Below are 13,194 nucleotides of genomic sequence, written 5' to 3'. Positions count from 1 at the left end.
TATTGGATGATGCGACCAAATCTTAACCTATCAAGGAAGGAATCTTTGTGAGGAATGTCACTACTTTTTATCCTGCCGATGACGATTGTATGAAGATAACTAAATTTTTATCCTTTGTGTCCTTGCAGCGGCAAAGCTTATAACTACAGTATGAAAGTGTGGAGAGAAAAATGCCCTAGCCTTGGCTTATCCAACCATTGCGGCGCATCATTAAGCCTGTCTCTGCCGAGATGTGAGGGTCATTTATGAATAAGACCATTTTGGATAAAAAAATCCCCTCTAGCGCTTGAACCCACATGATTCACGGCAGAAGGGATTATGATTTATATGATAAAAGAAAACTTACTGCTCTCTATGATTCATGAATGCTGCAGCCATGCCGGCTTTACACGTTATTTGGAAGCAATACAGGAATGATTACGTTTCATCACGGTTTAACAATAGGATAGGGACTGCACTTAAGAGGTCACAGCTTCGCTTTTCTTCACGCTTGTGCCGACAGCTTCTCTATAAGCTGCCATATATCGTTGCGCCTGCTTGCGCACACAGCTCATGTCGCCTGTCGCCACCGCTTCCTTTGTCAGGTCAGAGCCGATTCCAACCGCTACAGCGCCTGCTTTGATCCAGTCCGCCAGATTGTCGACATTGACGCCGCCAGTCGGCATAAAGTTGGCTTGCGGCAACGGTCCTTTCATCGTCTTGATAATGGATGGATCGTAGAGATTGCCAGGGAACAGCTTCACGATATCCACGCCAAGCTCGAGCGCTGTCTGCACATCCGCAATGGTCATCACGCCTGGCATAATCGGCACGCGATAGCGATTGCACAGCTTCACAGTATCCTCCTGCAGAGATGGGCCAACGACAAACGCGGCTCCTGCAAGGATGCATGCCCGCGCAGTGGCAGCATCGAGCACCGTTCCTGCGCCAATGATGGCAAACGGCTTATCATCATCTGGAATCGTTGAATATTTGGAAGCGAGCTCTTCGATCGCACGAAGTGCTTTTGGAACCGTCATCGTGATCTCGATAACTTTGATGCCGCCTAGGATTGCCTCCTCCGCCATTTCAATGACCTGCTCATGGTTATCTGCACGCAGTACTGCAACAACGCCTTGCTCATGGATTTGCTTCAGCAATTGGATCTTCTTCATGTCTTCCACTCCTCCTCAGGATCATGCCTCTTCCTAATCAAGACTAGCGTTCAATATGTACAGCTTGGCTTTGCTTCGCTTCAACCTGCTCCCTTGTCGGAAGCGCTTCCCAATCTCCAAACGCCTGTACGGCCATCGCTCCTGTGACATTGGCAAGCTGCACCGCTTCCTGCACGCTTAAGCCTCTAACCAAACCCGACAGCAAGCCTGCACAGAAGGCATCCCCTGCGCCTACAGTATCAACAACATGAGCCACCGGCTGATAAGGCACTTCCTCGACGCGGGTGCCCTGCACAATATAGTTCATACCGAGCCCGCCCTTCACCACGCTCACAGCGGACAGCTGTCCTAGGCGATTAAAGATCTGCTGCTGATCGTTAGTGCCGTACAAAAGCTTTAATTCATCAAGCCCCGGCAGAAAATAATCCACCTTATCCGCAAGAGGCAGCAGTCTTGCCCTAGCCTCCTCGATAGTCCACAGCTTCAGTCGAAGATTCGGGTCAAAGCTTACCTTCACCTCGGCTGCCTTCGCGATGCGTACAGCCGCCTCAACGGCATCCGCACATGAGCTGCTGAGTGCGCAGGTAATACCGGTAATATGAAGCATCGCGGCATTCTCGATATAGGCAGGGTCAAGATGCTCTGGAGCAAGCCGGCTTACTGCCGCATGCTTGCGATAGTAATACACTGACGATTGACCTGCCACCAGTTCCCGCATCATGACTCCCGTCGCCTCGTGATCCGCAAGTTCTACACGGGAAATATCCACGCCTTCCCCACGAATTCCTTTTAAAATATATCGGCCTAGGGGATCTTTGCCCAATCGGCTGAACCAGCCGACAAGGTGCCCAAGCCGAGCCAGTCCAATCGCAACGTTGCTCTCGGCGCCGCCGAATGATTTCATCATCGTCTGTGCATATTCTATTCCTCGTGTGTCTGTTGAGCTGAACAAAGCCATGGTTTCGCCAAAGGTCACCACATCAAGCTTCTTGCCTTCACAAGCTGATAACGCTTCCAACAATCTCAACTCCCTCCACCTACCCGTGATCATCTTTAGTTTAGGAGAAGTCGAATAAGCCGTCAATCATTGGAAAAATGGTTTCCCACATCAAAGTCCCTTCAGACCTTGTATCAAAAGCCTGCCAACTACGTTAAAAAATGCACGTTCATGAAACTGCCAAAAATTCAAACCTTTCCACTGGATACTTTGTGACTAATATCACAAGAACATACTGCCAGATATGTTATCTTCGATACGAAACATTAAATAAACAAAAAACTCTGGGCGTTACCTTGAACTCGCAAGAGGAGGAACGACAATGTCGGGAACACCATTGCGGTACCGCCTGCGCAGCAGCAATCCGAAGGACTCGCCTTGGAGTGGAGAGAATTTCGGATTAAATCTTCGATTCATGCTGATTGTGTCTGTGTTTGTCGGAAATGCCGTAGAACCGTTGATTCAAACGATGCCTGAGGTCAAAGCATTGTTCTTATGGATGCTGACCTTCCAAATGCCGCTGTTTGTCGGCGTTACCGGTTACTTTGCCAAAAACAATCTGTTAGGACATTCAGGCGACCGGATCTTGAAGCAAATAGCTCTTCAATATTTATTGTTTCAATCGATTTATTCCCTGCTTGATATCATTTGGTTTCAGGTGCCGGGAATCAAGCACTCCTTTTTTGTGCCATACCTATTATTATGGTTTCTTGTTGGGCATATGATCTGGAGACTGCTTATGAGAGTATTTGCTCGCTTGAATGTGAGACATCCGTTCATCTGGGCTTGTGCCATCGGCATTCTCGCAGGCTTTCTTCCGATACAAGGAACTTGGTTCGGATTTATGAAGACCCTTGTCTACTTCCCGTTCTTCGTGATTGGCTACAGCTTCTCCTTAGAATGGATTCAAGCACGCATGCACGGGGCTATTCGCACCGCTGGCTTAGCCGTATCACTCGTGCTGTTCACGGTCATGTTTGTCTTCGCTCCGCATTTGGAGCCCGCATGGCTCTCCAACAGCATGAACTTCTATGAGCTTGGGTGGATGCATTCATCATGGCAAGCCATCGTGATGCGCTGCGTGATATATGGCATTGAATTTATCGGCTCCATTGCGTTTCTAGCATGGGTGCCGCAGCGATTGTGCGCTTTTACCGATTGGGGCAAACGAACCCTTTACGTATTTCTGATCCACGGCATCATCATCCGCATCATCGCTGCCACGGGCATGTATGATCATATTACGAATGGATGGTTTGCCATCTTGCTGATTGCTTGTGCAGTGACCAGCACGATCTTATTGCTTCATCCGAAGGTGCGTCAATGGACACGCCCCGTTATTGAACCCAATAGCGAAGCTGTATTCGGATGGATCCGCCGCGGCGCTTGGCGCTCGCACATGAAGCATAGTTAGCCTCCCCCCGCTAACCCTTCATCTCATCACACCGGATCCTGACGAATGCTTCACATATACTTTACCGCTTCACTCCTAAACACAGGGCGCAACCTCATTGGTTGCGCCCTGTGTTGTACTAGGATGCGTATATCTAGGGATTGATATCTAGGAATCTAGGGATTGATACTGAATGCTTACACTAGCTTGTCTTCTAATAGTGCAATTGCCGACTTGAGATCCTAGCCGATACTTCGTGGCCGCCAGCCATGTTTGGATGCCCGCATGCTCGCGGGGAAGGTCCCACATACTGGCTTTCTCTGCCGCTTATTGTTATTAACCCTGCTCCGATGGTTACAACAGCATATAAGGCATCTTCATAGGGAGCGGACTTGGCTAAGATCGGATACTTTCCCGTCACCTCCTCCGAATACCGGATTACATCATATTCCTCGCCCATATAATAGTAAGACATGCTGTTTACGTGAATGTAGTAAATGGAATCAATGACCTTAACCCCATCTAGATGGTTGTGTCCGTTAAAGCATGCTACCACCTTCTGGTATCCCGCCGCTTCATTAGCTATGCGAAAAATCTCCCTGAGCTCGCTGCCATTCTTGAGCCCAAGCTCCGAATCATCTAGATTCTGATGGCTGAATATGATCGTATGCTTCTTTGTCTCTCTTAGATCTTTCCTCAGCCACTCCAGCTGCTCTGATGAAATATGATCGACCAGATGGGGATATCTTCCGTAATTCGCATGATCATAATCCACATACTGATCGCCACGCTTGAGATAATTCCCATCCAATACAACGAAGTGAAACTCGCCTTGGTCAAAGGAATAATATGAGCTTTGCATACCCAAATAATCCATCATCGTCTGTTTGTCATTGCGATCCATATCATGATTGCCAAGCACATGATAGCGGGACCCTTTAAACTGGTTCCACACCTGTAAAAAAGGATTGTTCTCTTGTGTCGGATGACAGAAGTCACCTAATTGAACAATAAAATCCACATCCTCGTTGACCATCTCTTGAATAAAATCCTCAAGGCGTGCGCTTGCATTAGGCATGATGTCATAATGAACATCTGTCATTAGACCAAAGCGAATTGACGGTAAAGGCATCTCTTCTCCCCTCGCATCCAAGATCTATACAGTTAACCGCAGTATGGTTTGATTGAGTAACGAAATAAACCAAGAACAGCTGATGTCAGCCTTTAGGTTGAGTATAAAAGCACCCGTCCATGTTTTCAAGTGTTTTTGCTGTTTTTAATTATTAATTTCTCTTTGTTTTGCTTCTTTTTGCACTTTCGATTCCTCTTCTTGCTGATGTTTTTCCTTTACGCCCCTCAATACTATTATTTCTTAAAGATGTATGATACTTACTTTTCTACTTTTGATATAAAAATCTTGTTTTTATGCTAAAAAATATTATGTTTTATTCTCAATTATGGTAGACTCATATATTAATAACTTGAAATACGTTGAAGCAATGACGTACAGAAGTGGAGGAATCGTAATGGCATCCCCTAGAATGCGCTCAGATATGATTAAAAAAGGCTTTGATCGTGCTCCTCACCGCAGCTTGCTTCGTGCAGCAGGCGTGAAGGAAGAAGACTTCGACAAGCCGTTTATCGCAGTATGCAACTCGTACATTGATATCGTTCCTGGCCATGTGCATTTGCAGGAATTCGGCAAGATTGTAAAAGATGCGATTCGTGAAGCTGGCGGCGTTCCGTTCGAATTCAACACAATTGGTGTTGATGATGGGATCGCCATGGGACATATCGGCATGCGCTACTCCTTGCCAAGCCGTGATATTATTGCAGATTCCGTAGAAACGGTCGTATCCGCTCACTGGTTCGACGGCATGGTATGTATCCCGAACTGTGACAAGATTACACCAGGCATGATCATGGGTGCGCTTCGCTGCAATATCCCTACCGTATTCGTAAGCGGCGGCCCGATGAAGGCTGGTAAAGACTCGACAGGTCGCTCCATCTCGCTTACAAGCGTATTTGAGGGCGTAGGCGCCTTCCAATCAGGCAAGATTGATGAGCAGAGCCTGCTCGAATTGGAACAATACGGCTGCCCAACTTGCGGCTCATGTTCTGGTATGTTCACTGCGAACTCCATGAACTGCCTAGCTGAAGCGCTTGGGATTGCCCTCCCTGGCAACGGCACAATCCTTGCCGTATCCCCAGAACGCCGTGAATTCGTAAAGCGCTCTGCGGCACAGCTTATGGAGCTGATCAAGCGAGACATCAAGCCTCGCGATATCGTAACAGAAAAAGCAATTGATAATGCCTTCGCGCTTGATATGGCGCTGGGCGGCTCTACCAATACCGTACTTCATACGCTTGCGATCGCTCATGAAGCTGGCGTTGAATATTCAATTGGCCGCATCAATGAAGTGGCAGAACGCGTTCCGCATCTGGCGAAGATCGCTCCTGCTTCAGACTGGCATATCGAAGATGTGCACAATGCAGGCGGCGTAAGCGCTGTTCTTAATGAGCTGTTCAAGCTTGATGACGCCCTTCATGGAGATTGCATCACCGTAACCGGCAATACGCTTCGCGAGAATGTTGCTGGCTGCGAGATCTTGAATACGGATGTCATTCATACGATCGACAACCCTCACTCTGCTCGCGGCGGCCTTGCCGTATTATTCGGCAACCTTGCTCCAGAAGGTGCAATCGTGAAGGTCGGCGCTGTCGATCCATCGGTTGGCGGCCATCATACAGGTCCAGCCATCTGCTTCGATTCGCAGGATGAAGCATTGGCTGGCATCGCCAATGGCAAAGTAAAAGAAGGCCATGTCGTGGTTATCCGCTACGAAGGGCCAAAGGGCGGACCTGGCATGCCAGAAATGCTCGCCCCTACTTCCCAGATCGTGGGCATGGGGCTTGGCGCCAAGGTCGGCTTGATTACAGACGGTCGTTTCTCAGGCGCTTCCCGCGGCATCAGCATCGGCCACATTTCTCCTGAGGCCGCAGAAGGTGGTCCAATCGCCTTCGTAAGAGACGGTGATATTATCGACTTGAACCTGAACGAACGCAAGATTGAGCTGCAAGTCTCAGAGGAAGAGCTTGAACAGCGCCGTGCGGAATGGAAGGGATTCGAGCCGAAAGTCAAAACAGGCCTGCTGGCTCGTTACTCCAAGCTTGTTACAAATGCCAGCCAAGGCGGCGTTTTGAAGATCTAATTCAATCTTATTGATGTAACAACGATTACCCGACCAGTTGGAGCGGCAGTATCCGATTCCAGCTGGTCTTTTTCTCCTATAACACCATGCTCTATGTTACAATTTTCAACAAACATAGGGCTTATGTCTGAATGCTTCCCCTTGCAAAAGTAATATTTTCACACAATTTATTTGACAATACAGATGTACTTCGTTAGTATTTGTTGTAAAATATAACCAAACATTATTGAAAGCGTTTACTAATATCATATGGATACCACAGAGTGCGACATCGATGCCCGCTTCACTTGTTCTTCCAGTCTGGTCTAGGAGCTCTATTCTACGCATTAATATAGAATAGAGTCTCTTTGTCAAGCGCCGTTTGCCAAGAACTAGAATCAATCATTTTGAAAAGCTATTACAGTCATAACATCATGATGAAGAGTTCTAAGGGGGTACAGAATGGACATCTTGATTGTAGAAGACGAAGCTTCGGTCCGAGATATTTTGCAATCGTATTTTATTAACGAAGGCTGGAATGTTCATATCACAAGCGATGGCAGGGACGCCTTGAAGAAGCTGCAATTGCACAAGCTTGACCTGATCGTGCTCGATCTCATGATTCCTGGCCTATCAGGCGAAGAGGTATGCCGCAACATTAGGCAGGTATCCAATGTCCCTCTGATAATGATTACATCCAAGGCTCGTGAAGTGGACATGATCAATGGCCTTAACCTGGGGGCGGACGACTATATAACGAAGCCTTTTCGCATGAAGGAGGTTATCGCTAGAATTTATGCTCTACAGCGAAGAATCAACCTTTTGAGCAAGACCGGGCCAAGCCTCCTCTACTTCAACCGCAGGAAGCTGATGGTCAACTTCGAGCTTGAGGATGTATATATAGACGGGCAGCCGGCTAATCTTACGGCAACAGAATTCCGTACGCTGAGCATCCTCGTCAAGAAGCCTGGCAAGGTATTTAGCCGCCATGATTTATCATATGAGGTGCAGGGCTATCGTTTTATCGGAGATGGACGTGTGATGGATGTGCATATACGGAATATTCGCAAGAAAATCGAAGAGGACCCAAGAAATCCAAAATACATTTTAACGAAGATCGGTTCCGGCTATAAGTTCAACTTACAGCCTGATGAATGAGGAGAATGTATGCGACGACGCCTGCCATCCTTGACCCTATCAACTCAAGCTTGGCTTCTTGTGCTGCTGATGAGCTTGTCATTCGTGTTGATTGCAAGCTTATATACAGGGTTCCGTTACGTATGGGATCGTGAGCTGCATCAGTACAAGCAGCAGCTTGCCAAGGAGCAAAGCTATCACCTGCTGTACACTATTCGGGAACGCCTCAAGCATGCGACAGAGCAAGCAGAGCGCTTGGCGCTGTTTCAGGAAGCAAGCCAGCATTTCTCCGTTCCCATTCAGTATACGGGACCGAATCGAGAGGACTTGTATATCAATCTGCTTGATCCACAGTGGCAGGCTCGCCCTTCCATCTATGCCACTGAAGTACCTGTTGTTATCGATGGACAACTAGAAGGCTATCTAATGACTTACTATGATATGGAGCAAGCCAGTTACTCACCTGCCCTTCAGGTCTTGGAGCAGCAGTATCAACTGCGCAGCAAGCAGCTGCTGATCGCTAGCATCTTGGCTGTGCTTCTTGTATGCACAGGACTAGCATGGCGGATAAGCCGATCTATTCGGACAACCGCACGATTGGCGGAATCAATTGTTATCGATAACCGGCCAATTCCTCTAAAAGTCCATGGAACAGAAGAACTGAAGATTATGATAACGGCGATCAATACCTTGATGAATCAATTCGAGCGGCATGAAGCTTGGCGCAATCAGTTGATGCAGGACCTTACTCATGAGCTTAGAACCCCGCTTACTGCCGTGCTGTCCCATCTGGACGCCATTATCGACGGGATCTATCCGCTGACAACAGAGCATATCCAGCGCATTTTAGTCGATATTGAGCGTTTATATCGATTGGTGGAAGATATGGAGAAGCTATCCGAAGCGGAAGGTGCGCAATTTGAGCTGAACAAGCAGGAGGTCAATCTCTCACGTCTTGTTCAAAACATCTATGAGGGATTTTTATTCTTAAGCCGAGATAAAGAGATTCAGTTCGAGTTTGTGCCATCCAGAACGCCGTGCATGCTGCTCGTTGATCCAGACCGAATGATGCAGATTTTATCTAATGTTATGTATAACGCGATCAAATACACTCCCCGCGGCGGTCACATCCAAGTCGGGCTTCTTCATCAGAACGGGAGCATCTATGTGTTCTGTAAAGATACGGGTATGGGCATAGCCGCGGAAGATCTTACTCGAGTCTTTGACCGCTTCTATCGAACTGACAAGTCAAGATCAAGAGACAGCGGCGGGCTTGGTGTCGGATTAAGCATCGCCAAAGCGCTTGTAGAAGCGCATCAAGGAGAAATATGGTGCGAGAGCAAGCTTGGAGAAGGCTCCACCTTTTGGATTCGGCTGCCCAGTCATCCCTTATCCATTCTAGAACAGAACCGACAAAGCTTAACTGCAGGCTGATTCCTAATCTCAGACGTGATATTTTACCTCAAGGAGGCGCCTATGCCAATTGTTCAAGCCTATCATATCCTTATACGTTATCCTTATATTGTCATCCAGCCCATCATCATCGATATTATTCTTCTGGCCATATTGTTTGGCACTCAAGCGCTTACGCTTACATCCGAGTCAAGCTCTAGAGTATTGGTGGCAGTCGGAATGCCTTCCATGTTTCACCTATTTTCACTGCCTTTCTCATGGTTTCTGTTCGTGGCGATCCTTCTATGGTCCTTCGGGCAGGGAGGCTACATCCGTTCCCTCATTGCCTCCTGCACAGGCACGACCTTATCCATGTCTCAGCTCATGAAAGCCAATAAGCGATACGGACTCCCCTTTTTATTTTTGCAGCTGGCCATGATGCTTGCAACCTCTGCTGTCATGGCTCTATTAATCCTGTTCTTTGGAACCATAGGCTTAGGCGCAGGGTTATTGTTTTTTCTTGTATTCCGGGTGCTGCTTATTTATTTGGAATTTACGATGGTGACAGACAGGCTGTCTTTTGATACAGCCCTTCGCCGTGCATTTCAAACACTGAAGCAGCACTGGCCGCCATCTATAGCCATGGCTGTCAGCCTGCTCATCTTCTCAGGCATGGCAAGCTTGCTTGTCAACCGATTCCATTCTCCGCCAATGCTGATCGGCTACCTTATTATCTATGACGTGCTGATGAGTGTATTCTTATTAGCGCTTATGCTTACTTATATGGAGGCAAGGAAATACGAAGGGTAGGGGCAGATTTGAGCTTCGATAGAGTTGCGCTAATCTTTGTAATAATAGAGCCTGAACCGCCCCCTATCCCCTGCTTGCCTTGCATTTCTATCTCCATAAGCGAAAATAGGCGGCTGATAGGGCCCTCCAAAGAGGGCCTTTTCCCCTCTTGACGCGGCTTATCTTATTACGCAGCTTATAACGCTGCTCACGAGCTTTACAGGCTGCAGCAGCACTCCGCTTCTTCCTAGAATCTAGCCGTTCGCAGATTGTGCTTCACGGATCGCCTTCTGCGATTCTTCTTGCAGAGCTCTCAAGAATGATTGAATATCCATATCCGATTGCAAGAACGTCTTGATCCCATCCTCAAGCTTCACATAGCTGTCCCAAGGACTGATCTTGGCTGGTGGAGGCGTAAAAGGATATTGGAAAAAGGCGTTGATGTTTTTCCCAATAAACCGGATATTGTCCTGTGCAAACTGTTCATTGATGCTTTTGTCGCCAGTAATGACCGACGGCGTTCCCGACTTGGCAAGCTTAAGCTGATAATCTGGCGAGATGCTCTCCAATATCCACTGAAAAGCCGCCTCCTTATGCTCGCTAAAGGCATTGATCGCAAAAATCTGCGTATTTGGCGTTGGCGCAAGCCCCTCTTTTCCAGAAAACGTTGGCACAGGCACGATATCCATCTCCTGCTGGAATTCCTGCGCCTCCTCATCATTGCCGCCGAACCATGTAAGATACCCATGCCAATCGATATGCATCGCAACAGTCTTATCACTAAATCCATAGGTATTCTCGTCATACATTCCCGGAATACTGTACAGCTTCTTCAGCAGCTCCATGTATTGTGTGAACTCTGGCTCCTCCGTAAGCTGAACGTTACCCGTCTTAGGATCTGTCAAAGTCACGGACAGCTGCTTTAACGGAAAGGTATAGCTGCCCATCTCCAAGCCTCGATATTGTACCCCATTGCGCTCAGCGGTCAGCTGCCCTGCAAGCTCAATCGCTTCATCCCATGTCATATGATCTGTTGGATACTCGACTCCAAACAGATCAAAGATCTCCTTATTGTAATGAAGGCCAATAATGGCCAATAACCCCCATCTCCTGAGGAATCCCAATCAGACGTCCCTGCTTGTCTCGAGACCTAACCTGAGCAATAATAGCCGGGTCGATCGTACTTAGATCAACGCCGTATTCCTTGATCTTCTCATCAAGTGGGAATACCATCTCCAGCTCTTCAAGCGGCGCTTGCCCGGTAAAAGCAAGCACGATATCCGGCACGATCTGAGAAGCATTATGCTCTTGCATCTGCTCGATCGTTCCGTTCCAATCCACATGGGTCACTTGAATGTGAGGCAGCTTCTCTCGCATAACATCGCTAATTCGTGAATTAAAATATTCCTCGCCCCAGGGTGTCGCCACCAACAGCTCCACTGGTTCTGAAGAAAAGGTTGTTACAGGCTGCTGTTCATCAGCTTCCGTCGGATGATCTACCTCTACTTGTGTCTTCGGCTCCGTCTCTACAGCCGATTCTGAATTCGCTCCGCCTGAGCAAGCGGTTAGGATAAGCAGCACAAGCAAGCTTATCCATGCTAAACGAAACCGTTTCCTGCCCATCTTCATTCCCCCTCATGGCTAATCAGCTAATCTCATCCGTTAGTGAACAACCGGGAATTCCGCGCGCAGAGCTGCTGCGCGCGGTTGGATGCCTTACTGCTTCGCCTGCTTTTCCTTGACGATCGCTACATATTCCTCTTCCATCTCGCGCAGGAACGTTGCAACATCCTTTTCCTGCATCTTCACAAAGTCTTTGGATTTCTGATTCATATAGTCGTCATAATGAAACGTAATGAGTGGGCCAAACGGAGAAAACTGATCTACCTTTGCTAGCTTCTGGTTAAAAATTGGAGTCACATTGAACTCCCTTCCGCTGTCCTCAATGATATCTGCTGCGTAGGAGCTTATTACCTGTTCGTCCTTTACAATGGGAGGTCCGCCAGCACGGGACAGGGTAATCTGTCCTTCAGGAGAGGAGAGGAAAGCCATAACCGCCCATGCTGCTTCTTTATTCTTACTGTGCTTATTGATGCTGATTGCTCCAGGAGGCGCGGTAGGCCCCACCCCAGGATGATTAGGCCAAGCAGGGACCGTAACCATATCAAAATCCAACCCCTCCACCCTCGCATTGAGAGGGAGATGCTGCACCTGTCCCACATACATCGCCAGATTCTGTTCATTGCTGAAACTGTATTTATAGCCACTAGTATCGATCATGCCCGGAATGGCTCGATAGCGATCCAGCAGATCAAAATACTGGGTAAAGGTTGGATCCTTGGTAAACTGAACTTCCCCGCTCTTTGGATCTGTGCCATTAACGCCTAATTGGGAAAAAGCATGCGAGTAATAACCAAAGGATAGCCCCTTGTACTTTATTCCTTCTCTTTCATTTGTCAATTGCATCGCGATTTCGATAATTTCATCCCAGGTCATTCCATCTGTTGGATAGTCCACGCCAAATTTATCAAAAATATCTTTGTTGTAGAAAAGAGCCTTCTGAGAGCTTTGATATGGGAATCCATACAATTGTCCCGTTCCAGCTGGGTCTAGAGCACGAAGAATGTCGATAGCTCCATCCTGGAAGACGCTAAGATCATAATTCGATTGTTCAATGTATGGATCAAGCGGCTCCAGCATATCCAACTCCTCGAACACCTCATAGCCTTCATGCATGACGTACATATCGGGAGTTTCACCTCTTGCATTCAGCTCCTGAAGCCCCGTTCGGTCCAATACAGCATCCACAAGCTCTAGCTTGATATTCGGGAACTTCTGTTCCACATGGTTCCTATACTGGTTGTTGAATGTCTCCTCATCCACGGCAATAATAAACTTCAATGTCACAGGATCTCCGTTGTAGGCTACAGCTGTTGTCTTGTCTGCCTGAACAGTCTCTTGCTCCTGTCCTTCCTCATTCGCAACCTTCTTCTGATCGGTCTGATCCGCTGCTTGCGTTTGTTCTGAAACAGGATCTGGGGCATTGCTGCTGCACCCCGCTAATACCATCATGAACACCATACATACCATGAGGAATACAGAAAGACTTCGCTTCAATTCTCCTAGCTCCTTTCCTTTTAA

The 13,194-nt window shown here is 47.7% G+C and carries 11 protein-coding genes; 5 read left to right on the top strand and 6 right to left on the bottom strand.

All coding sequences use genetic code 11. The features are described from left to right. Positions 1–458: 458 nt before the first annotated feature. Complete coding sequence (locus B9Y93_RS00680; RefSeq protein WP_085492446.1) at positions 459–1,154, bottom strand: bifunctional 2-keto-4-hydroxyglutarate aldolase/2-keto-3-deoxy-6-phosphogluconate aldolase; 696 nt, start codon at positions 1,152–1,154, stop codon at positions 459–461. A 43-nt stretch (positions 1,155–1,197) separates the two neighbouring features. After that, on the bottom strand, positions 1,198–2,172 hold the full coding sequence (locus B9Y93_RS00675) for a sugar kinase (protein WP_280522884.1): 975 nt from the start codon (positions 2,170–2,172) through the stop codon (positions 1,198–1,200). Between the two features lie 301 nt (positions 2,173–2,473). Between B9Y93_RS00675 and B9Y93_RS00670 the strand changes: the two genes are divergently transcribed. Next, positions 2,474–3,565 carry an acyltransferase family protein gene (locus tag B9Y93_RS00670; protein ID WP_085492445.1) on the top strand — a complete coding sequence of 364 codons (1,092 nt, stop codon included), beginning with the start codon at positions 2,474–2,476 and terminating at the stop codon, positions 3,563–3,565. 193 nt (positions 3,566–3,758) lie between these two features. Here B9Y93_RS00670 and B9Y93_RS00665 read toward each other — a convergent pair whose 3' ends face one another. After that, positions 3,759–4,676: a metallophosphoesterase family protein gene (locus tag B9Y93_RS00665; RefSeq protein WP_085492444.1), complete on the bottom strand. Its 918-nt coding sequence runs from the start codon at positions 4,674–4,676 to the stop codon at positions 3,759–3,761. A 394-nt stretch (positions 4,677–5,070) separates the two neighbouring features. Between B9Y93_RS00665 and ilvD the strand changes: the two genes are divergently transcribed. From ilvD to B9Y93_RS00645, 4 genes are all read left to right on the top strand, one after another. Next, on the top strand, positions 5,071–6,756 hold the full coding sequence (gene ilvD, locus B9Y93_RS00660) for a dihydroxy-acid dehydratase (protein WP_085492443.1): 1,686 nt from the start codon (positions 5,071–5,073) through the stop codon (positions 6,754–6,756). Between the two features lie 441 nt (positions 6,757–7,197). Beyond that, positions 7,198–7,893: a response regulator transcription factor gene (locus B9Y93_RS00655; protein ID WP_085492442.1), complete on the top strand. Its 696-nt coding sequence runs from the start codon at positions 7,198–7,200 to the stop codon at positions 7,891–7,893. Between the two features lie 9 nt (positions 7,894–7,902). After that, positions 7,903–9,306 (top strand): sensor histidine kinase, encoded by a 1,404-nt coding sequence (locus tag B9Y93_RS00650; RefSeq protein ID WP_085492441.1) that lies wholly within the window; start codon positions 7,903–7,905, stop codon positions 9,304–9,306. 42 nt (positions 9,307–9,348) lie between these two features. Continuing rightward, the gene (locus tag B9Y93_RS00645) at positions 9,349–10,074 is read left to right on the top strand and encodes a hypothetical protein (protein WP_085492440.1); all 726 of its coding nucleotides are present in this window, start codon (positions 9,349–9,351) and stop codon (positions 10,072–10,074) included. 233 nt (positions 10,075–10,307) lie between these two features. Here B9Y93_RS00645 and B9Y93_RS00640 read toward each other — a convergent pair whose 3' ends face one another. From B9Y93_RS00640 to B9Y93_RS00630, 3 genes are all read right to left on the bottom strand, one after another. Beyond that, the gene (locus B9Y93_RS00640) at positions 10,308–11,150 is read right to left on the bottom strand and encodes an ABC transporter substrate-binding protein (RefSeq protein ID WP_176228807.1); all 843 of its coding nucleotides are present in this window, start codon (positions 11,148–11,150) and stop codon (positions 10,308–10,310) included. Beyond that, positions 11,122–11,676, bottom strand: a complete 555-nt coding sequence (locus B9Y93_RS00635) for a hypothetical protein (RefSeq protein ID WP_085492438.1) — start codon at positions 11,674–11,676, stop codon at positions 11,122–11,124. The genes B9Y93_RS00640 and B9Y93_RS00635 overlap by 29 nt, the downstream gene beginning before the upstream one ends. Before the next feature lie 93 nt (positions 11,677–11,769). Continuing rightward, positions 11,770–13,170 (bottom strand): ABC transporter substrate-binding protein, encoded by a 1,401-nt coding sequence (locus B9Y93_RS00630; RefSeq protein WP_244903256.1) that lies wholly within the window; start codon positions 13,168–13,170, stop codon positions 11,770–11,772. Positions 13,171–13,194: the final 24 nt, after the last annotated feature.

It is taken from the genome of Paenibacillus aquistagni, assembly GCF_900177815.1.
Taxonomy (GTDB): Bacteria; Bacillota; Bacilli; order Paenibacillales; family Paenibacillaceae; genus Paenibacillus_B; species Paenibacillus_B aquistagni.
Note: the sequence above shows the minus strand (reverse complement) of the source record. Positions and strands in the feature narration are given on the sequence as shown.